General features: G+C 40.4%; 24 protein-coding genes. 23 read left to right on the top strand and 1 reads right to left on the bottom strand.

The window, feature by feature from the left end; translation table 11 throughout:
* Positions 1-109: 109 nt before the first annotated feature.
* From aroC to ABVF21_RS16020, 23 genes are all read left to right on the top strand, one after another.
* Positions 110-1282, top strand: a complete 1173-nt coding sequence (aroC, locus tag ABVF21_RS16130) for a chorismate synthase (protein ID WP_194221926.1) — start codon at positions 110-112, stop codon at positions 1280-1282.
* Positions 1283-1284: 2 nt separating this feature from the next.
* Positions 1285-2361, top strand: a complete 1077-nt coding sequence (gene aroB / locus ABVF21_RS16125; RefSeq protein ID WP_371018593.1) for a 3-dehydroquinate synthase — start codon at positions 1285-1287, stop codon at positions 2359-2361.
* A complete protein-coding gene (gene aroH, locus ABVF21_RS16120; protein WP_303530980.1) occupies positions 2358-2720 on the top strand; it encodes a chorismate mutase in 363 nt (120 codons plus the stop codon). The genes aroB and aroH overlap by 4 nt, the downstream gene beginning before the upstream one ends.
* Before the next feature lie 340 nt (positions 2721-3060).
* Positions 3061-4512, top strand: a complete 1452-nt coding sequence (gene trpE / locus ABVF21_RS16115; RefSeq protein ID WP_371018592.1) for an anthranilate synthase component I — start codon at positions 3061-3063, stop codon at positions 4510-4512.
* Positions 4505-5530: an anthranilate phosphoribosyltransferase gene (trpD, locus tag ABVF21_RS16110; RefSeq protein ID WP_371018591.1), complete on the top strand. Its 1026-nt coding sequence runs from the start codon at positions 4505-4507 to the stop codon at positions 5528-5530. The genes trpE and trpD overlap by 8 nt, the downstream gene beginning before the upstream one ends.
* On the top strand, positions 5523-6293 hold the full coding sequence (gene trpC, locus ABVF21_RS16105; RefSeq protein WP_303530983.1) for an indole-3-glycerol phosphate synthase TrpC: 771 nt from the start codon (positions 5523-5525) through the stop codon (positions 6291-6293). The genes trpD and trpC overlap by 8 nt, the downstream gene beginning before the upstream one ends.
* Complete coding sequence (locus ABVF21_RS16100) at positions 6280-6918, top strand: phosphoribosylanthranilate isomerase (protein WP_371018590.1); 639 nt, start codon at positions 6280-6282, stop codon at positions 6916-6918. Before trpC ends, ABVF21_RS16100 begins: the two co-directional genes overlap by 14 nt.
* Positions 6919-6920: 2 nt before the next feature.
* Positions 6921-8108: a tryptophan synthase subunit beta gene (gene trpB, locus ABVF21_RS16095; RefSeq protein ID WP_371018589.1), complete on the top strand. Its 1188-nt coding sequence runs from the start codon at positions 6921-6923 to the stop codon at positions 8106-8108.
* The gene (trpA, locus tag ABVF21_RS16090) at positions 8101-8928 is read left to right on the top strand and encodes a tryptophan synthase subunit alpha (protein WP_303530987.1); all 828 of its coding nucleotides are present in this window, start codon (positions 8101-8103) and stop codon (positions 8926-8928) included. The genes trpB and trpA overlap by 8 nt, the downstream gene beginning before the upstream one ends.
* 9 nt (positions 8929-8937) lie before the next feature.
* Positions 8938-10041 carry a histidinol-phosphate transaminase gene (hisC, locus tag ABVF21_RS16085; RefSeq protein WP_303530988.1) on the top strand — a complete coding sequence of 368 codons (1104 nt, stop codon included), beginning with the start codon at positions 8938-8940 and terminating at the stop codon, positions 10039-10041.
* Positions 10038-11144, top strand: coding sequence for a prephenate dehydrogenase (locus tag ABVF21_RS16080; RefSeq protein WP_371018588.1), 1107 nt, complete (start codon positions 10038-10040; stop codon positions 11142-11144). Before hisC ends, ABVF21_RS16080 begins: the two co-directional genes overlap by 4 nt.
* A 13-nt stretch (positions 11145-11157) precedes the next feature.
* Entirely contained in the window at positions 11158-12444 is a 1287-nt protein-coding gene (gene aroA, locus ABVF21_RS16075; protein ID WP_371018587.1) for a 3-phosphoshikimate 1-carboxyvinyltransferase, read from the top strand.
* A gap of 371 nt (positions 12445-12815) precedes the next feature.
* Positions 12816-13775, top strand: a complete 960-nt coding sequence (locus tag ABVF21_RS16070) for a hypothetical protein (RefSeq protein ID WP_371018586.1) — start codon at positions 12816-12818, stop codon at positions 13773-13775.
* Complete coding sequence (locus tag ABVF21_RS16065; protein WP_303530994.1) at positions 13745-15019, top strand: tetratricopeptide repeat protein; 1275 nt, start codon at positions 13745-13747, stop codon at positions 15017-15019. The genes ABVF21_RS16070 and ABVF21_RS16065 overlap by 31 nt, the downstream gene beginning before the upstream one ends.
* A gap of 67 nt (positions 15020-15086) precedes the next feature.
* Complete coding sequence (locus ABVF21_RS16060) at positions 15087-15623, top strand: ReoY family proteolytic degradation factor (protein WP_371018585.1); 537 nt, start codon at positions 15087-15089, stop codon at positions 15621-15623.
* 183 nt (positions 15624-15806) lie between these two features.
* Positions 15807-16643 carry a GNAT family N-acetyltransferase gene (locus tag ABVF21_RS16055; RefSeq protein WP_371018584.1) on the top strand — a complete coding sequence of 279 codons (837 nt, stop codon included), beginning with the start codon at positions 15807-15809 and terminating at the stop codon, positions 16641-16643.
* Positions 16624-17094 carry a YpiF family protein gene (locus ABVF21_RS16050; protein ID WP_371018583.1) on the top strand — a complete coding sequence of 157 codons (471 nt, stop codon included), beginning with the start codon at positions 16624-16626 and terminating at the stop codon, positions 17092-17094. The genes ABVF21_RS16055 and ABVF21_RS16050 overlap by 20 nt, the downstream gene beginning before the upstream one ends.
* 133 nt (positions 17095-17227) lie before the next feature.
* Positions 17228-17725: a ubiquinol-cytochrome c reductase iron-sulfur subunit gene (locus tag ABVF21_RS16045; protein WP_194221910.1), complete on the top strand. Its 498-nt coding sequence runs from the start codon at positions 17228-17230 to the stop codon at positions 17723-17725.
* 12 nt (positions 17726-17737) lie between these two features.
* The gene (gene qcrB / locus ABVF21_RS16040; RefSeq protein ID WP_098443956.1) at positions 17738-18409 is read left to right on the top strand and encodes a menaquinol-cytochrome c reductase cytochrome b subunit; all 672 of its coding nucleotides are present in this window, start codon (positions 17738-17740) and stop codon (positions 18407-18409) included.
* Positions 18410-18473: 64 nt separating this feature from the next.
* Positions 18474-19241: a menaquinol-cytochrome c reductase cytochrome b/c subunit gene (locus ABVF21_RS16035; protein ID WP_371018582.1), complete on the top strand. Its 768-nt coding sequence runs from the start codon at positions 18474-18476 to the stop codon at positions 19239-19241.
* Between the two features lie 90 nt (positions 19242-19331).
* Positions 19332-19925, top strand: a complete 594-nt coding sequence (locus ABVF21_RS16030) for a DUF1405 domain-containing protein (RefSeq protein ID WP_226613734.1) — start codon at positions 19332-19334, stop codon at positions 19923-19925.
* Between the two features lie 59 nt (positions 19926-19984).
* Positions 19985-20746 (top strand): sporulation protein YpjB, encoded by a 762-nt coding sequence (locus ABVF21_RS16025; RefSeq protein ID WP_303531002.1) that lies wholly within the window; start codon positions 19985-19987, stop codon positions 20744-20746.
* A gap of 114 nt (positions 20747-20860) precedes the next feature.
* Positions 20861-21538: a zinc metallopeptidase gene (locus tag ABVF21_RS16020; RefSeq protein WP_371018581.1), complete on the top strand. Its 678-nt coding sequence runs from the start codon at positions 20861-20863 to the stop codon at positions 21536-21538.
* A gap of 59 nt (positions 21539-21597) precedes the next feature.
* Here the strand turns inward: ABVF21_RS16020 and ABVF21_RS16015 are convergent, their stop codons facing one another.
* Entirely contained in the window at positions 21598-21678 is an 81-nt protein-coding gene (locus tag ABVF21_RS16015; RefSeq protein ID WP_371018277.1) for an IS3 family transposase, read from the bottom strand.
* Between the last annotated feature and the right edge of the window lie 4 nt (positions 21679-21682).

The following is a 21682-nucleotide window of genomic DNA, read 5'->3' as shown; positions in this document are numbered from 1 at the left end:
TTAGGATATGCCCAACCATTATTGAAAAAGTTAAAAATAATTACACGAATTTTAGATGGTATGATATAGTAGTACGTAAAAGCGCCAAAGCAAAATGGAGGAGATAGAGATGAGATACTTAACAGCAGGAGAATCACACGGACCACAGCTAACGACAATACTTGAAGGACTTCCTTCTGGTCTTGAGCTAGTAGCAGAAGATATTAATACAGAACTTGCGAGGCGCCAACTTGGATACGGGAGAGGTCGCCGTATGCAAATTGAGAAGGATCAGGTTCAAATTCTAAGTGGTGTTCGTCACGCCAAATCAACTGGTGCACCAGTTGCACTTGTCGTAGAAAATAAAGACTGGACACATTGGAAAAATTACATGGGTGCTGAACCATTAACAAAAGAACAAGAAGAAAACATGAAGCGTCAAATCTCACGTCCGCGACCTGGTCATGCAGATTTAAACGGCGCTATTAAATACAATCATCGAGATATGAGAAACGTGTTAGAACGATCATCTGCTAGAGAAACAACAGTAAGAGTTGCTGCTGGAGCTGTAGCTAAAAAACTACTTAAGACACTTGGTATTAAGGTGGCTGGGCACGTGCGCATGATTGGAGGAATTGAGAGTCAATACGATGGTGGTATGTCTCTTGAAGAAATTCAGCGTGTTTCAGAAGAATCGCCTGTTCGAAGCCTTGATGAAGTAGCTGGTCAGAAAATGATGGAAGCAATTGATGATGCAAAGAAAAATGGTGACTCAATTGGTGGAATCGTCGAAGTGATTGTCGAAGGATTGCCTGTAGGTCTTGGAAGTCATGTTCACTATGACCGAAAGCTTGATTCGAAAATTGCTGGAGCTGTTATGAGTATTAATGCATTCAAAGGTGTTGAATTTGGAATAGGTTTTGATGCAGCAAAAATTCCTGGAAGTGAAGTCCATGATGAAATTCAATGGTCTGAGGAAGAGGGATACACACGTAAAACAAATCGTCTTGGTGGTTTTGAAGGTGGTATGACAACCGGTATGCCTATCGTTGTAAAAGGGGTTATGAAACCTATTCCAACATTATACAAACCACTACAAAGTGTAGATATCGATTCAAAAGAGCCATTTCAAGCGAGTATAGAACGATCTGATAGCTGTGCGGTTCCAGCCGCAAGCGTTGTTGCTGAGAATGTTGTCGCATGGGAAGTAGCGTGCTCAATTCTTGATAAGTTTGGTCATGATCGTATTGAAGAAATTGCAGATGCGCTTGAACGCTTCAGGACATATAGCCGGGAGTTTTAAGGATGGACAGTTTAACGATTGATACAAATGGGGGATGTTATTCTGTTCATATTGGAACTGGTATTCGAAACAAATGGAGAGATCTGATTGATTACGCTTCTTACTCAAGTTTTTTCATAATTACAGATGAAGCAGTTGAAGCAAGATATTTATCATCAATTCAAGGACATGAGAATATCCGGACTTTCGTTGTTCCTTCTGGAGAAGAATCGAAATCTTTCGCTATGTACCATGAGGTAATGACGGCATTACTTAAAGCTGAGTTGGATCGAAAAGCCTGCATCATCGCTCTTGGTGGTGGGGTAGTAGGTGATCTAGCCGGCTTTGCTGCCGCAACATACATGAGAGGAATTGAATTTATTCAAATTCCAACTACGTTACTAGCTCATGACTCAAGCGTTGGTGGGAAAACAGGGATTAACCATGAAGTCGGTAAGAATTTAATTGGTGCCTTTCATCAACCATCAGCCGTTATTTATGATACGGAGTGTCTGAGAACCCTTCCAGATCGCGAATGGCGTTCTGGATTTAGTGAAGTGATCAAGCATGCGCTCATACACGATGAATCGTTTTTACAATGGCTAATGGATAGAGGAAAAAAAGTTCAGGACTACACAGATGAAGAACTTCAATTCATTATCAAGAAGGGTATTGGTGTCAAAGGCGCAATTGTGAAGGAAGATGAGCGCGAACAAGGAATCAGAGCTTACTTGAATTTTGGCCATACGCTAGGTCACGCGATTGAATCAGAGCTTGGATATGGAAAAATGACACACGGAGAAGCGGTTGCTATTGGTATGATCTATGCCCTCAAACTAAGTGAGGAATATTTTCAAACAACGCTTCGTATGGATGAAATAACGAAATGGTTTCAAGATATCGGTCTTCCTACTGCAGTTCCGAATGAGCTTAGTATTCACCAATTAGTTGGCCGGATGAAGAAAGACAAAAAAGCGGAAAACAAAACATTACAATTTGTATTATTAAAGAAGATCGGTCAGCCTGTTAAGGTGATGATAGACGATGAATCTGCCCTTGAGCTGCTTCGATCTAGTATGAAAGGGAGTGGAGCACATTGATTCGAGGGATTAGAGGAGCAACGACAGTTAACCTTAATGAAAAAGATGAAATTATTCATGCAACGACGACATTACTAGAACAACTAATCGAGCATAATAGAATCGATCCGGCTATGGTGGCGTCCATTCAGTTTACGATGACTGGGGATTTAGATGCTGTATTCCCTGCAGAAGCAGTTCGAGCATTTAAAGGCTGGTCTAACGTTCCGTTGCTTTGCTCATCAGAAATCCCTGTTCAAGGAGCGTTACCGCTGTGTATTCGACTGTTAATGACGGTGAATACAACAATTGACCAAGATGAAATTAATCACATTTATTTAGAGAAAGCTGTGTCACTTCGTCCAGATCTTGCGAGTTGACAAAACAGATTCCTCATACTAGGATAGAAATAAGTTTTAGAGCAGAGGCACGATGAGGTATTACGAGTTGAGAGAGCAGAGAATAGGATAGTTGAGTTGAGGAGAGCTTAGAGGGATACGTTTATACACCCCCTGAGGTTATTAGGGGGTTTTAATATACCCTTTTTCGATATTGGTAACATTCAGACAATTATAGTCTGTTCTTTGTTATACCACATTTTTATCCTCGGATTACTCAGCTTTTCCATTCTCCATGACTAACAATGGAGAGGTGAGAAAGTTGACTTCAAATTATTCTTCTTTTCAAAGGGATTCCGAAACTTACGGGATGATCCCATTAATGAAATCGTATTTCCTTGATACGACAACACCCATTCAAATTTTTCAAAATATAGGTAAACGAGCAAGCTTTCTATTAGAGAGTAGTGATCAAGAGTCAAGCTGGTCACGCTATTCATTTATAGGAGTAGATCCAGTCTATTCCCTAGTTGAACAAAAAGGTATTTTCTCTGTTAATGATGTGGATGGGAATAGAATCCTTCAACGAAATGATTTCCAGTCAGGAGTAAAAGCGCTATTTGAATATTTAAATCCTAAGCTACCAGATCACGACTTCCCTTTTTATGGTGGAGCTGTTGGCTATATTGGCTATGATGCCGTTAGTCAATTTGACAAAATTCCAGTTCATCCTGACCGGGACGAAGATATGCCGTTAGTTCATTTTATGGTTTGTGAGAATTTATTAATCTATGATCATCATTTAAAGCGATTGACAGTTTGTCATCACGCCAGGGTAAAAGAGGCTTTAGATGTTGAACGAGTTTATACTGATGCTTTTTCGATTATGGAAGAACTTGTTTCTCTTGCATCAAAGCCTAATCAAGGTGAAGTGATGCTTCTTCCTGAAGATGCTTCACATGAGGTGGATTTCTCTGAAATTAAATCGAACTATGAAAAGCAGCAATTCTTAAATGATGTGAATAAAATAAAATCTTATATTGAAGAAGGGGATGTCTTCCAGGCGGTATTATCTCAAAGGTTTGAAAAAGATGTCACCATTGGAGGATTAGATCTTTATCGAGTTCTCCGGGTCATTAACCCATCACCATATATGTTTTATTTAAAAATGAACGATGTAGAAATCATCGGTAGTTCACCTGAGAAATTAGTTCAGGTACAAGATGGGAAAATTGAGATCGATCCAATTGCAGGGACGAGAAAACGTGGAAAAACAGCTCAAGAAGATAATGAGCTCGCTAAAGAGTTGCTGGAAGATGAGAAGGAACGAGCGGAGCACTATATGCTCGTCGATCTTGCAAGAAATGACGTTGGGAGAGTAGCGGAATACGGAAGTGTTTCAGTACCACAGTTAATGGACATTGGACGCTTCTCTCATGTGATGCACATTATTTCTAAAGTAACAGGTGTTTTGGCACCTCGATTTACTAGTTTAGATGCGGTAGTAGCCTCCTTTCCTGCAGGTACAGTTTCTGGTGCGCCAAAAGTAAGGGCGATGCAAATATTGAACGAGCTTGAACCAACTTCGCGATCCATTTATTCAGGAGCGATTGGTTATATAGGTTTTGATGGCAATGTTGATTCGTGTATCGCCATTCGAACAATGGTGATCAAAGACGGTACAGCATACGTGCAAGCAGGAGCAGGGATCGTAGCTGATTCCGTACCTGAGAGCGAATGGGAAGAGACTCGAAATAAGGCGAGTGCTCTTATTAAAGCGATACAGGTAGCGGAAGCTATTTTCGACAAAAAGGAGGAGCAGCTAAATGTTTAAAGAACAATTAAGCAGAATGATGGAGGGGCACACGCTGGCTGAATCCATAGCAGAACAGGTCATGGACGTTATTATGGAAGGAAGAGCGAATGATGCACAAATTGCTAGCTTCTTAACCATTCTCCAAATGAGGGGAGAAACGGTTGATGAATTGACTGGGTTTGTTCGCTCCCTTCGAAACCATGTTGTTCAGCTTGATCATGGCGGACTGCCGCTAATCGATACTTGTGGTACAGGAGGGGACGGCCACTCTACCTTCAATATTTCAACTGCTTCAGCCATACTCGTTTCTAGTCTAGGTGTCAAAGTTGCGAAACATGGTAATAAAGCTGTTTCCTCTAAGAGTGGTAGCGCAGATGTTCTTGATGAACTCGGTATCCCTACACAATCAAGTCGTAGCGAAGCTGTTGCAACTCTGAAGGAAAGAAACATGTGTTTCCTATTTGCTCCGAATTACCATGTAGCTATGAAGCATGCTGTAAGTGCCCGAAAAGCGATTGGTTTTAGAACGGTTTTTAATAGCCTTGGGCCGCTAGCAAATCCAGCCGGTAGTCAGTCGCAGCTAATTGGTGTTTATAGTCATGACAAAGCATTGAAAATGGCGAAAGCATTAAAGCGTCTAGGAACACAACGCGCTTTACTAGTGACTGGTGGGGAAGGAATCGATGAGTGTTCTATTTCAACTTACACTGATTTTGTAGAATTAAGAAATGGTGAGATCATGACCTATCGCCGCACACCAGAAGAAGTTGGTCTATCAACAGGTAACGCTCAGGATTTAGTGGTCAACACTTCAAAAGAAAGTGCGAATTTAATTGAACGAATTTTTAACGATGAAGGAAATGAAGCTAGCACTGGAATTGTTCTCTATAATGCTGGAGCGGCTCTCTACCTTGCAGGAGCGTGTGCAACTATTAAAGAAGGTGTGCAGATGGCTAAAGATGCCATTAGGAATGGTACTGGTCGAAAGCAACTAAATGCATTAAGCGCAAACAAGGAGTTGAATGTTCATGCTTGATCAAATTATTAAAGTGAAGCACGAAGAGATGGAACGATTTATTATGCCTGATGATGAAAAAGTGACAAATGTTTCATTTGTAGGAAGTTTACGTAAGCCAACGCATGAATTAGGATTGATTGCAGAAGTGAAAAAAGCCTCTCCTTCAAAAGGTATTATCAACGCCAACTTTGATCCTGTAGAAGTAGCTAAAGCTTATGAAAAAGCAGGAGCGGATGCCATTTCTGTTTTAACGGATGAGTCATTCTTTATGGGAGCAAATTCCTTCCTAACAGAAGTTAAAAAGCACGTGTCTTTACCGGTATTACGGAAAGACTTTATTATTGATAAAAGACAAATTGAAGAAAGTAAACGTATTGGTGCAGATGCTATTCTATTAATTGTGCGAGCGCTTGGCGCAACAAAGACCAAGGAATTTTATGATTATGCTTCAAATTTAGGATTAGAATGCCTTGTTGAAGTACATTCCAAAGAAGAGCTTGAAGCGCTTACTGATCACTTTACTCCAGAAATCATAGGAATTAACAATCGGAATCTCGCAACATTTGAAACGTCTACTAAACAAACACACTCACTCAGCCAGTATATTCCTCAGTCAACATTGATGATTAGCGAAAGCGGCATATCAACTTACGAGGATATTAAAGACGTGAAAATTGCGGGAGCGAAAGCCGTACTAGTAGGTGAGGCCCTTATGAGAGATGGTACTTATGAAAAGGGAATTAAGCATTTGTTTGGTGAAACAGTTCATGAGAAAGCCTGAACTTAAGCTGTGCGGTAATCGCTCGTTAGAGGATTGGGAGAGCGTAAGAGTGAGCGGTGTCCCATATGCAGGATTTATTTTTGCAAATAGCGTACGGCGCGTTACGGATGAACAAGTTAAAGGTTGGTTAAGCGATTATCCACCGCTGAATGATACGAAAATTGTAGGGGTGTTTGTGAACCCGGAATTAGAAGAGTTAGCGCAAACGGTAAGTGAAGTACCGCTTGATATTCTCCAACTCCATGGTAATGAAACACCAGCTTTCGCGGCCAAGATTAAACAAATGACAGGGAAAACGGTTTGGAAAGTGATTCATCATGGCAAAAGATCTCTAGATGAAATGAAACGGTACGAAGGTATAGCTGATGGATATATCGTTGACACCAAACTACCTGGACAATGGGGAGGAACCGGAAAACGATTTGATTGGGATTCTATCCCGTCATATCAGGCTGAAGCGGCTGAGCAAAGGGTGCCTTTATTTGTGGCAGGTGGAGTAAAGCCAGATAATGTTCAAGAATTGATAAGCTACCATCCAGATGGAATAGATGTATCAAGTGGAATCGAAACCAATGATAGGAAAGATAAAACGAAAATGAACACCATAATCGAAAGGCTGGGATAACAATGTCAACAACAGTACCTGATCAACGCGGTAGATATGGAAGATACGGCGGTAAATATGTTCCGGAAACAGCGATGTTTGCGTTAGAAGAATTAGAACAATCGCTAAACGAAGCAATGGCAGACGAACAATTTATGACGAATTATCATGAGGAACTGAAAAAATATTCAGGTCGACCAACGCCGATTACACATGCAGAAAACTTATCAAAAAGACTTGGCGGGGCGCAAATTTATTTGAAGCGTGAAGATCTTAACCATACAGGGGCACATAAATTAAATAATGCAATTGGACAGGCTCTTCTTGCCGTTCGTATGGGGAAAGAAAAAATTGTTGCTGAAACAGGTGCTGGCCAGCATGGTGTTGCAGCTGCAACTGTAGCCGCTCGATTTGGATTAGAATGTAAAGTGTTTATGGGAGAAGAGGATATTAGACGTCAGGAATTGAATGTGTTCAGAATGAAGCTTCTCGGTGCTGAAGTTGTCCCAGTCTCTTCTGGTAGCAAAACGTTAAAAGATGCGACGAATGAAGCGATTCGGTACTGGGTAGCAAATGTGGAAGATACGTTCTATTTAATTGGTTCTGTAGTTGGTCCGCATCCTTACCCGAAAATGGTAAGGGATTTCCAGCGCGTGATCGGTGATGAATCACGCGAACAAATGGAAGCATTACCCGATAAGGTAATCGCTTGTGTTGGAGGTGGAAGTAATGCAATGGGCATGTTCTATCCATTTCTTAAAGATGATGTTCGCTTGATTGGCGTAGAAGCTGCCGGTAAGGGAATTCATACTGGAGAACATGCCGCTACGCTCTCTGAAGGTCGTCTCGGTGTTATTCATGGCTCAATTACTTACTTATTGCAAAACGAAACGGGACAAATTCAAGAGCCACATTCCATTTCTGCCGGACTCGATTATCCTGGAATAGGACCTGAGCATGCCTATTTAAATGAAACGGGTCGCGTGACTTATACAGAAATTACTGATAATGAAGCACTTGATGCATTAAAAGTTCTATCTGAAGAGGAAGGTATCATTCCGGCGATTGAAAGTGCTCATGCGCTTTCTGAAGCAATTAAGCAAGCGCCAGACATGAACAAAAATGAAGTTATTCTTGTGTGCCTCTCAGGAAGAGGGGATAAGGATGTACACACGATAATGGAACATCTTGGAGGTGACGTTAATGAATAAACGATTTGAGAAACATGTAGATGGACGAAACGATCTATTCATACCTTTTGTTGTAGCTGGTGATCCAACAGAAGAAACGACTATTAATTTAGCATTGATGCTTCAAGAAGAAGGAGCTAATGCAATTGAACTCGGTATTCCATATTCTGATCCTCTAGCAGATGGTCCAGTGATTCAGCGTGCGTCACTACGTGCATTAGAACATGGAATGAGCCTTGAGAAAGCGATGGGTCTCGTGAAACAAATGCGAGAAAAAGGACTTGAAATTCCAGTTGTGATATTTACTTATTACAATCTTTTGTTACAATTAGGAGAAGAACGCTTCTTCGCTTTAGTGCGAGAAAATGATATTGACGGACTATTAGTTCCAGATCTTCCTTTTGAAGAAAGTGAAGAGTGGAGAGAAAGTTGCAATGCTAATGAGACTGCGCTGATTTCTCTTGTTGCACCAACAACTTCAGATAAAAGACTGCAGGCTATTTCGAAAGAAGCTACGGGATTTCTTTATTGCGTCTCGTCACTCGGTGTTACGGGAACGAGGACTGACTTTCATTCCTCAGTCTTTACATTTCTCGATCGAGTGAAGAAACATAGTATGATTCCGGTTGCGGTTGGCTTTGGAGTCTCGGCTCCTGAACAAGTTGAAGAGCTAAAAGAGCACTGTGATGGCGTTATTGTTGGTAGTGCGATTATTCGTCAAGTTGAAGAACAAGTGGAAGTGTTGAAGAAAGAAGCATCCCAGAAAGAAGGTATAGATCAAATTCGGGCATATGTACGAAATTTGATTTCTCCATACGGGAAAGTGAAAATCCATTCGTGAGGTGCAGGCATGATTCCAAAAAGACAAATGAAAGGGTTAACCCCTTACAAGCCAGGTAAGCCAATTGAGGAAGTGAAAAAAGAGCTTGGTCTCAAACAAGTAATTAAACTCGCTTCAAACGAGAATCCATATGGTTCCTCTCAGACAGTGAAAGAGGCCATTGAAAAGGAACTGTCGCAATTACACATTTATCCAGATGGCTATGCAGCTTCTCTTCGGACTGAGGTAGCAAAGCATCTTAATGTAAATGAAGATCAGCTAGTTTTCGGTAATGGATCAGACGAAGTTGTACAAATCCTTTGCAGAACTTATCTTGAAAAAGGAACTAATACAGTGATGGCTACACCAACTTTTCCGCAATATCGTCATAACGCAGTTATTGAAGATGCAGAAATTCGTGAAGTTCCACTGACTGAAGGAAAGCATCAACTAGAAGAGATGCTAAAAGCCATTGATGAGAATACGCGCATCATTTGGGTGTGTTCACCTAATAACCCTACAGGAGAGTATATTCCAGAAGAAGAACTATTTTCATTTTTGAAAAAGGTTCCTGATCATGTTCTAGTTGTCATGGATGAGGCTTACAAAGAATATGTTACTGCGAAGAATTTTCCTGATACGCTATCAGCGCTTTCAGAGTATAAAAACCTTGTAGTTTTACGAACGTTTTCTAAAGCATATGGGATTGCTGCTCTTCGCGTTGGTTATGGAGTAGCTAACCCGGAAGTAATCGCCTCAATTGAACCTTCACGAGAGCCGTTTAACACTTCACGTGTGGCGCAAGCTGCGGCAATTGCTGCTCTCAAGGATCAACAGTTTATTGATATGTGTCGAATAGAAAATGAAAAGGGCAGAGAGCTTTATTATGATTTTTGTGAACAATACGATTTATCCATTTATCCTTCTCAAGGGAACTTTGTATTAATTGACTTTGGTATACCTGCAGACGAAGTGTTTGAATACTTGATGAAACAAGGATACATTGTCCGTTCAGGTTCTGCGCTTGGTTTTCCAACTTCAGCTAGAATAACAGTTGGATCAGAGGAGCAAAACAAAGAAATCATTAGCTGTCTTTCTCAATTTCTTGATGAAAAGAGAAAGGAACAGTCATGAGCAAACATGTTGCGATTATTGGCCTTGGATTAATAGGAGGGTCAATTGCTCTAGCTATAAAAGCAGGGCATCACGATGCTGACATTACGGGGTATGATGTAAACCAGAATCAGTTGGATTTAGCTATGGCACTTCGGGTTGTAGATCAAACGGCTTCTTCGCTTGAAGAAGCCGTTCAAACCGCTGATTTTATTATGATTGCTGCTCCGGTTGTTCAAACAGAACAAATTTTAGAACAATTAGCCAAAATCAATTTGAAAAGCAATGTGATTATTTCTGACGTGGGTAGCACGAAGCATTCGATTGTAAGTCATGCTAAAAAAATCTTAAGTCCTTCCGTTACCTTTATCGGTGGTCACCCAATGGCTGGTTCTCACAAAACCGGCGTAACAGCAGCAAAATCACATTTGTTTGAGAATGCTTTTTATATTTTGACACCTGATGAATCGGTCAACAAATCAAAATTAGATGCTCTAATAGCATTACTAAGTTCAACTAATGCTACATTTGTTGAATTAGACGCTGAAGAGCACGATTATTTAGTAGGATTAATTAGTCATTTCCCTCACATATTAGCAGCAAGTCTGGTTAACTTTGTTAGTGATCGAAATAATAATCAGAGCTATAATGTAGCGAGGTTTGCGGCAGGAGGGTTTCGGGATATTACCCGTATAGCATCAGCTAGTCCTGTGATGTGGCGTGATATTCTTCTAAGAAACAAATCTGTCTTACTGCAGATGACTGAAGACTTGAAGCTCGAGTTAGATCGAATTCAAGGTTATATTAAAAAAGAAGACGGAGATCGTATTTACGATTACTTCTCAGACGCTAAGGACTTTCGAGATGGGTTACCTGTTCGATCTAGAGGAGCTATCCCTGCTTTTTATGATTTGTTTCTCGACGTTCAAGACCAGCCTGGTGTCATCGCTAGCGTTACACAAAAACTTGCAAGTGAAGAAATTTCAATAACAAATATTCGAATCATCGAGACACGAGAAGATATTATGGGTGTTCTTAGAGTGAGTTTTCGCTCAGAAAAAGACCGTGACAATGCAAAAGTGGTCCTTGATCATGACTTCGATACGTATGTAGATGATAAATAAGGAGTAAGTGACTATGGAAACGATTGTGCAAGCACAAAGTCTTAAAGGAACAGTTACAATTCCTGGAGATAAATCAATTTCTCATCGTGCCATTATGTTTGGTTCTATTGCAAAAGGTACAACTCGAATTACAAATTTTCTTCCTGGGGCAGATTGTTTAAGTACGATTTCTTGCTTTAAACAAATGGGTGTTCAAATTGAACAAGACGGAGCTTCAGTAGTGGTAGAAGGCAAAGGTATCGATGGTCTTCGTGAGCCATCAGAGCTTCTCGACGTAGGGAATTCTGGAACGACCTTTCGTTTAATGATGGGCTTACTCGCTGGAAGACCATTTCATTCTGTATTAGCCGGAGATGAGTCAATTGCAAAGCGACCAATGAATCGCGTAACAGTTCCATTAAGTCAAATGGGTGCAGCAATTGATGGGAGAGAGAATGGCACGTTTGCTCCGATAGCGATTAGAGGCGGTAATCTTAGTGGTATTACATATGATTCACCTGTAGCGAGTGCCCAAGTGAAATCAGGTATTCTTCTTGCGGGTCTTCAAGCTGATGGCGTTACAACGGTTACAGAAACTCATCGTTCACGAAACCACACTGAAAATATGTTAGAAAGTTTTGGTGTCAAAGTGAAGAGAGACGGTTTATCTGTCAGCGTTGAAGGGGGACAGCATCTAACCGCTACAAATGTAGAAGTACCTGGTGATATCTCCTCAGCTGCATTTTTCCTAGTAGCAGGAGCAATCGTTCCTAATAGCACCTTAACCCTATTAAACGTAGGGATTAACGAGACAAGATCAGGTATATTAGATGTTCTTGAACAGATGGGAGCTTCTTTGTCCATTAAAAACAAGCGGGTTGTGAATCAGGAAGAAGTGGCTGATTTAACAATTAGTACTAGCGATCTTTCGGGAACAACGATCGAAGGGGAGATGATCCCTAGATTGATTGATGAGCTTCCAGTTATTGCTTTACTTGCTACGCAGGCTAATGGAAAAACGGTTATTCGAAATGCGGAAGAATTAAAAGTAAAAGAAACAAACCGTATCGATGCAGTCGTTGAAGCATTACAAACGTTAGGCGCATCTGTAACAGGAACACCAGATGGAATGGTTATAGAAGGTCCTACACGCCTCCATGGTGGACAGGTTTCAAGTTTAGGTGATCACCGTATTGGAATGATGCTTGCAGTCGCAGGTTGCATTACAGAGGGGTCTGTTCAGCTTGAATTACCTGAAGCAATCAAAGTTTCATATCCTGATTTCTTTGAACATTTGAAACAACTAAGAGCAGGTTCCTAGGAACCTGCTTTTTTATATGACAACACATCCCATCATTTGGCGCTCAAAGTCTTTTCGTCTCTCACTCTGACCATAATGGGTGTTCAAATTGAAAGTCTCTAGCGCTAGTCGGCTCTAAATGGGCGCTTACGCTTTTCGGATAAAAAAACCGAAATTTTCTAAAGAATCTGTTGATTTTCTGGAATACCCTGTTATACTAAGAATAGTAATGGTTTCTCTCCACTCCTATCCATATTTATTTTGTCCCTGTGTTTTGAAAGCGCTAACAAAGGCTTTTAGCACAGGGAATTTTTTTCATTGGTGCTTTTATAACATAAATAAGTACTCTAAAACATAGCCTGTCATAAACAAAATGGCAGGGAGGCGCTTGTTTGAAACGTCTTTATGAAAATGCATCTATAGATGGCACTGATTATAAGCTGGTTGCGGATGAATTGTTATCTTATAAGACGAAGGTTGGAAAGCTTAATAAAGGAGTCCGTTGCAACTTGAATGGTTTTTCAATGAGGGCTGGGAAAGTTTATCTTTCGGAAATAAACAATAGAGAACCAGAGAGTGAATTTATCGAATTAATGAGAGAATACATGTTACAGGGCGTCACTTCGATTCTAGCGTTAACCGAAATAAAACATGCTTGTACATTTGAAGAAGAAATCAGTCGTTCGTTATCATACCTAGTGAATTCTCCTATCGACTATGCTCTTGGTTTACGAATGGACAGCACAAAAGTGACTCCAGATGTTATTAGGAAGTGTGCACGTTACCAAGTTCCGTTCATTGTAATGGATTTTAAACGTGAGGAAGAATGGAAAAAATTCGTATCTGAATGGATCATTCAAGCGAATTTTCCTTACCATGCCATGCTTGTGCCTTTCTTTTCATTTATCGAAACGTGGGATTCTGATGCTATAGAACTAAAGCTTACACAATTGCTTAATGAAGCGGTACTCAAAGGGCTAGACGCATTTCACTATCCTGAATTATTGATAAGGAGAGAGCTTCCTAAACCAATATTAATGCGAATTGGGTTTTATCCTCAAAAAGGTGGAATTCTTACAGGAACGGATTTTGATTTTAATCTCTATCGAACGAATTCAGGCAATCAAGTTGAAGATGAACTATTTCTTGATTATGATGGAAGAGACCCAATCATTTCAGGACTTCGTGGTGAATTACTGAAAGTGAATCATCATGTTTTCCTAAAACCAGGATATGGTCAACATTTGAAAATTCACAGACCATCGTTTTTTACTGCGAGTCATCGAAATAAAAAAAGTAGTGTTAGAAGGAGTTTTGGAACGTGGAGCGTCTTAAGCAGGCTGTCTCATTAATTGAGTCGGGGAACTTTGAAAAAGGTTTAACAGAATTGAAAGAAGTACGAAAAGATGCAGATCATGAAACATTATATGATCTCTCAAACATTTACTATAGTCTTGGACTGATTGAAGATTCTAGAGATGTAGTAGAGGAACTGTTAATACACTATCCAAATGAAGGAGAATTACTTGTACAGGCAGCTGAATGCTATGTTGATCTTGAACAAGAGCAGGAGGCTATAGCCGCATTAAATAAAATAGATGAAAGTGATGCTGCTTATCCGCCGGCGCTTCTCTTGCTTGCGGATCTCTATCAAACAGAAGGCTTAGAAGAGGTTGCGGAACAAAAATTAATGGAAGCAAAGCGTCTTTCACCTGATGAGCCAATCATTGATTTTGGATTAGGTGAGTTTTATCTCACTCAAGGGCATCATTTAAAAGCTGTACCTTACTATGAATCAGTACTCGGAACTAAGGGAGAGCTTGCGAATGAGAACATTGAACTGAGGTTAGCTGAAGCCCTAAGTGGAAGCGGACAATTTGAAGAGGCGCTTACTTACTATGAGAAAGGCCTGGAGAATGCTCGCGAAATTAATGCGCTCTTTGGATATGCTTTTACAGCGTTACAAATAAGTGAATACCGTAAAGCTATTAATGCATTTAACGAATTGAAGGAAGTTGATCCACAATATAGCACGCTTTATCCATACCTCGCGAAAGCCTATGAAGAAGAGGGAGCTACTAGTGAAGCAATTCAAGTACTAGCAGACGGAATAAAGGTGGATGAATTTAACGAAGAGCTCTATTTGCAAGCGAGCAGGTTAAGTTATAAAACTCATGATAACGCAAGCGGAGAACAGTACTTACGCGAATTACTAGCTATTAATCCAACGCACATTGAAGCAGCCAAGACGCTTGCAACGTATCTTAGAACGGAAGAAAGATATGAAGACATCCTTGATCTACTACGTAATATTGAAGAAGGAGATCAAAGCGATCCTTACTTAGATTGGTCTGCTGCAACTGCTTATGCGCAGGTAGAAGAGTATAAAGATGCCATAAAACGTTATGAAAACGCATATACTTATTTCAGAAACGATCCGATCTTTTTAGAAGAGTATGGAGGATTTTTGTTTGAAGAGGGTCGGCGTGAAGAAGCTGTTAATGCATTTAAGCTAGCTTTGGAGTTGGACCCAACGCTCGTTCATCTAGAGGAAGAAGTGCTGCGCTTTGAAGAAGAAACATTTAAAGAGGAGTAAGGCGAAGAAGGAAATTTATGTTCAATGACGAATTGTTAAATTAGGAAAATCTCAGGGAGGAATCGCTATGAGCAGCTCCGTTTCTGTCGTTGAAAAGAAAGACTTTCTGAAATGGTTTTTGAAGAAATACCAGGTGAAGAAACGTGAATGTGTCTGGCTGTTAAATTATTTAATAAGCGATGAAGTGCTCATGGGTAACGTACATTTTGTTGAGAATGCTGAGTTTTGTCCAAAGGCGCTTGTGATCTCAACTCATTGTGTAGAAAATGCTCCATTCCGTTTTTATAAGCACAACATCATCACGACTGACCCTGAAAAATCATTTCATGACATTCGTCTGAATCAGGACGAGCCTATCTACATTCAATTGAATTTCAAGAGTAAAAACGTTTCTCCGCACTATGTGGCTGTTCTAGAGGAAAATCCATTTTTACCAGAAAATATGGCAGCGGATAAAAAGTATTCATTTATGGCTGAAATGGTTCTTGATGAGTCGTTTACTCGGTTCAAGAAAGAATCGATTCTGAAGCAGATTGATGAAGCGTTGGATCGAAATGATAAAATGGCGTTCAAAAATTTAAGCAAGCAATTAAGTAATTTATAACCCTTGATTCTTCAAGGGTTTTTTTATTTGGGTGGCCATCGTTATGATCATGTATTTGGAACGTGCGTTCGAGAAAACCCCTTCATCGATGATCTTACAGATGGTATACTAAGAAAGAAATGAAAGTCGCTAGTCGAATTCGTTTTGAGTTAACCGACTCACAGTCAGAGAGGAGAAAACGTGTTGATCCGAAGTTTAGAGTGGAATGATATCGCTCTTGTAGAAGAAATGCCGACTGGGATTGAAGATGACTACGTCGTCCGGATTATTAAAAGGTTGATTAAAGAAGAGAAGATGATCGGCTATTTTGAAGAAGGGAAACTAATCGGCATAGCGGGGATAACGCTCTATGAAGATGAAGCTGCCGTTCTAGGTAGATTGCGAACTCATATTGACTATCGTGGTAAAGGTGTTGCTTCAGCATTGATGAACTTCTTACGTAAAGAAGCACATCAAAATTCAAATGTGAAATGGATCGGGTATGCGACTGAAGAGTATAACATAGCAGGTAATCGGTTAGCACCTCACTTACATATGAACCTTGAGGCAGTTATAGTCTCATCCCGTATAAGTCCTCATTCCGTTTCTGGTGACAACGTGACGTTACCTTTTCAAAAAGTGACCGGAACAGAAAAGAAAGGTCTAATAGAAAAAGAATGGGAAAATAATAGTCATACTTTTTTTCCGTATTCAATCTATTATCCACTTCCGTTCGTTCCTGCTCTATCGTCTTCTTACATTGATAGCACTGAGATCTTTGTAAATGAATATGGAAGCTTTATTATGACGAAAGAGGAGAAGGGAGCTTCTTATTTGCATGTGAAAGTATTAAATGAAGCGGTCCTTTATAGTAAAGAAATGTGGGGAATTGCAAGCACCTGTGCAAGCGAGGAAGCGAGAACAATTTGGGTTGATTTACCAATGAAAGAAGCGAAGTGGCTAGAAATGAAATCTCACCAAACCATTTGGTACTTATATGGACAGAAAAGGAGTTATCAAAATGAAATGGACAGAAGCTGATATTGCTCTATTTGAAAAAGAAAAAGAATATGTAGATACTGCTGTGCTTCCGCTCGTCCCGATATCGATGACGAGTAGCATAAAAACAACTGTATCGATGGGAGAATATATAAACATAATAGCAAGTGAGCTTGAAAGACAGTTAAAAGGGCGTCTATTATTATTACCTTCCTTTACTTATTTGACTTCTGAGGAATCATTATCAAAAGTAGAACGTCTAAAAAAAGTAGAACAAGAGTTATTCGAAGGTGGAATTAAGCACATTGTTACTCTAACAGCCGATGTTGATTGGAAGAAATTTGAATATCAGTTAGATAGTGCTATGCTATGGATGCCAGCGATCCCGCTAGAGCATATGGATGAGCAATATAAAATGGAAACGGTATCAGCGCAAGTGAAACAAGTTTTACAATTTGTAACAAATACGTGGCAAAGTAATATAAATAGTTAGTTTGTGGCATGCTAAAGACCAATCCGAATATTGACAGAGCAAGAGTGACTACGCTATCATAGGAATGTCCTAGTTATATGTATGTACTATTTATGTCCGGCTGGACTGACTTCATAGGATAGGGGGGAAACCAATGGCGAAGAAGAAGGAAGTAACAAGACGCCAATTTCTAAACTACAGCCTGACTGGTGTCGGCGGTTTTATGGCAGCAGGAATGCTAATGCCGATGGTTCGTTTTGCAATTGATCCATTATTAAAAGAAGGTGCCAAGCAGGATTTTGTTCCTGTAATGGACACAAGTGAGATTACGAACAAACCTGTTCGTAAAGAATTCAAAATTGACCAGGTAGACGGTTGGTATGAATCTGAGGTCACTCAATCCGCATGGGTTTACAAAGATGAAAAAGACGAAATCGTCGCACTTTCACCTGTTTGTAAACACTTAGGGTGTACGGTGGACTGGGCTTCAAATGCAGCATATCCAGATCAGTTTTATTGTCCGTGCCACGGTGGCCGTTACACAAAAGATGGTGTGAATGTAAAAGGAACACCACCTCTTGCGCCGCTTGATGTTTACAACAAGAAAGTTGAAGATGGAAAACTTTACCTCGGAAAACCTGAACCACGTTAGGGGGCGTAATCTATGTTAAATAAAATCTATGATTGGGTAGATGAACGCTTAGATATTACGCCAATGTGGCGCGATATTGCAGATCACGAAGTGCCAGAGCACGTTAACCCTGCTCATCACTTTTCGGCGTTTGTTTATTGTTTCGGCGGTTTAACGTTTTTTATTACCGTTATTCAAATTCTATCCGGGATGTTCCTTACGATGTATTATGTACCTGACATTGTGAATGCCTGGGAGTCTGTCTACTATCTTCAAAACGAAGTAGCATTCGGACAAATTGTAAGAGGAATGCACCATTGGGGAGCCAGTCTCGTTATCGTTATGATGTTTCTACATACCCTTCGCGTGTTCTTTACCGGCTCTTACAAAAAACCTCGTGAATTAAACTGGGTTGTAGGTGTATTGATTTTCTTCGTTATGCTTGGTCTAGGGTTTACAGGATATCTTTTACCATGGGATATGAAAGCGCTATTCGCAACAAAGGTTGGTCTTGAAATTGCAGTGACTATACCAGTGGTTGGAGAATGGGCAAAAACTCTTCTTGCAGGTGGAGAAATTATCGGAGCTCAAACGCTCGCTCGTTTCTTTGCGATTCATGTATTCTTCTTACCAGCTGCACTTCTTGGATTGCTAGCTGCTCACTTTATCATGATTCGTAAACAGGGTATTTCTGGCCCGCTATAAGATGTAATCTCAGAACTTATTATGATCATTTCGACACAATTTTTTATACGAAGGAGGGGGACAGATGCATCGCGGAAAAGGAATGAAGTTTGTTGGCGATTCGCGTATTCCTGCGCAAAGAAAGCCTAACATTCCAAAAGATTATTCAGAGTACCCCGGCAAAACAGAAGCGTTTTGGCCGAACTTCTTATTAAAAGAGTGGATGGTAGGTGCTGTATTTCTAGTTGGGTATCTAGCACTAACAATTGCCCATCCATCTCCACTCGAGCGTGTAGCGGATCCGACAGATGCGACCTATACGCCGCTTCCTGACTGGTACTTTCTCTTCTTATACCAGCTCTTGAAGTACAAATTTGCCGCCGGTGACTATACGCTTGTAGGTACAGTTGTTATGCCCGGCCTTGCATTTGGTGCACTTCTTCTTGCTCCATGGCTTGACCGCGGTCCAGAAAGAAGACCGGCTAAGCGTCCTGTTGCGACAGCGCTTATGTTACTTGGTCTTATTTCAACGGTATACTTGACGTGGGAATCAGTTGTAACTCATGACTGGGAAAAAGCAGCAAAGCAAGGGGAAATTGTTGAAGCTGAGGTTGACAAAGAATCAGAAGGTTACGCCATTTATTCTGGACAGTCATGTATTGGTTGTCATGGGGACAGCCTTCAAGGTGGTTCAGGTCCATCTCTTCTTGAAACACAGCAAACAAAAGAGTCGATTATGGACATTGCTGTGAACGGGATCGGCGGAATGCCAGCGAATGCTTTTAAAGGTTCTGAGGAAGAACGTGAGAAGCTAGCTGAATTTATTGTCGAAACGGTAGAAGCAAATAAATAAGATGAAAAGCTGACTGTTGCAGTCAGCTTTTTCTCATTTTAAATTGCTTATGCACTTCAATCGATGAAAGATATTGAAAAGGAGATTCCTATGATTTCTCAATTTTTATACCTGCTAAAATCAAGACCTTTTCTTCTACTTCTGTTGATCATTAACATTCCGGGTACTATTTACGGCTATTACTGGTATGGATGGCAGTTAGCAGAAACAAAGCCCATCTTTTTACTATTTGTTCCGGATAGTCCTACAGCGAGTCTGTTTTTCTGTTTTGTTTTACTGGCCTTTCTTTTCGGTAAAAATTGGCCACTGATGGAAAGTCTAGCTGCCGTGACTTTATTCAAATATGGGATTTGGGCTGTCATTATGAATGCTCTAGTGATGGTTGTGACAGGACAGCTATCTCCTATCGCAATTATGCTCATCTTATCTCATCTTGGAATGGCAATAGAAGGATTGCTTTTTACCCCTTTTTACAGAATCAAGTTATGGCATCTCGTGCTAGTGGCGATATGGACGTTACATAATGATGTGATTGATTATGTTTTCGGTCAAATGCCACGTTATTCAATATTAAGTGAGTATACACCGCTTATTGGATATTTTACATTCTGGCTGTCGATCTTTTCTCTAGCTCTTGTCTATTTCTTATCTGTTCGAAAAGGACACTATCAGCTTTCCATCTAAGATGGTCTACTCTTGTCCATTTCTTCATACATTGAAGTAGGAAGAAGGAGGGACAGGGAATGGGTAGACGATGGCTCCTTGTAGTGTTGCTTTTGACGCTTCCCGTCAATGTACATGCTTCGGAAACAGATACGAAACAAGTCTGGAATGATATAGCAGCAAATGCGTTGGAATTTGGCAAACAAGAGAAGTTTGACCGTGCCAAAACGATGCTTGATGAATTTTCTAATGCTTTTCCAGGTGATCAGTCTAGTGAACTTTCGACTATTGAATTAAGAGTGATCCTCAATACACATGACCGTGCACTAAAGGCTGTAACAGCTATGGATAAAGCTGTTGATCAAAGAATTCAGTCCTTAACGGAATTTCGTCTGGCTGTTGATGCGTTAGTAGCTGAAGATCAGCCAATGTGGAAACAGACGGATGACCAAATTCTCCCGCTTATTACCGAAATGTCCACTGCTATTGAACACGGAGACGTAGACGTCTACAATGCGAGTAAGGATCGTTTTATTGGAACATATAGTGTAATACGCCCAGCAATGGCAATTGATCTCTCGCCAGAAACTCAGCAACGACTTGATTCGCATATTGCTTTTATTGAGCGATATGGGTCTGAGCGTAATTCAGAATTATCGGGTCAATTGCAAACCATGAAAGATGATTTCAAACAAGCTTACCACCCTTCTTCATCTGAGGAATCTTCCCTTTTATGGTTAATTGTTTCAATTGGAGGTATTATTATCGCTACACTGATTTATGTGACCTATCGAAAATATAGAGGCGAAAAAGAAGGTTTAAAAAGGAAACAAGCCGATTAAATTTGAAGATCTTGTGAACCTGAAACAGTGTGATTGACTTTCTAGTGGGATTTGACTAAAATTGACGTTAATAACAGTTTAGAAAGCAATTACACATATGATGGAGGAATGGAAATGGCTGGTTTTCTAGTCTATTTTGCGCTTCTGTTAATCATTCCACTCTGGGCTCAGAGTAGAGTAAAGAGCGCATACAAAAAATACTCAAATGTTCCAAACTCGTCTGGGATGACTGGTGCTCAAGTGGCAAGAAAAATTCTCGATGAAAATGGGTTATATTCTGTAGGGGTTGAAGAAGTGCGCGGGCACCTTTCGGATCATTATGATCCTCGCTCAAAAACAGTAAGACTATCATCAGGTAATTTTCATGGTCAATCAGTGGCGGGAGCAGCGATCGCTGCACACGAGGTAGGACACGCGATCCAAGATGAGCAGAACTATGCACCGCTTCGTTTCCGTCATACGCTTGTTCCTGTGGCGAATCTTGGTTCAAACTTTAGCTATTTCATCATTCTCGCTGGTATTTTGATGGCATCGCAAAACTTCATTTTACTTGGGATTGTCTTTATGAGTGCAGCTGTGTTATTCCAGTTGGTAACACTTCCAGTTGAATTTAATGCTTCCAATCGAGCAATGGAACAAGTTGTATCAACTGGCGTTATTCGAAACGATGAAGAAAGAGAAACGAAAAAAGTATTGAACGCAGCGGCTTTAACATATGTTGCAGCAGCAGTAGTTGCTCTATTAGAATTACTTCGCTTTGTGTTCATCTTTATAGGAATGAACGAAGATTAAATAAGGAAATCTCGCCCTGAAGTGACCCCTGTCAAGTAGACAGGAATTAAAAAGCATTTTTAAGCAGCCTGAGCTCTATACTTATAGGGGCTCAGGTTGTTTAATTTCTTTTGAAATCTTTGGTGATTGTAAAATCGTATGTAT

The sequence above is a fragment of the Pseudalkalibacillus sp. JSM 102089 genome (assembly GCF_041366475.1).
Taxonomy (GTDB): Bacteria; Bacillota; Bacilli; order Bacillales; family Guptibacillaceae; genus Guptibacillus; species Guptibacillus hwajinpoensis_B.
The sequence above is the reverse complement of the archived record's forward strand: the minus strand, read 5'-3'. Positions and strand labels throughout refer to the sequence as shown.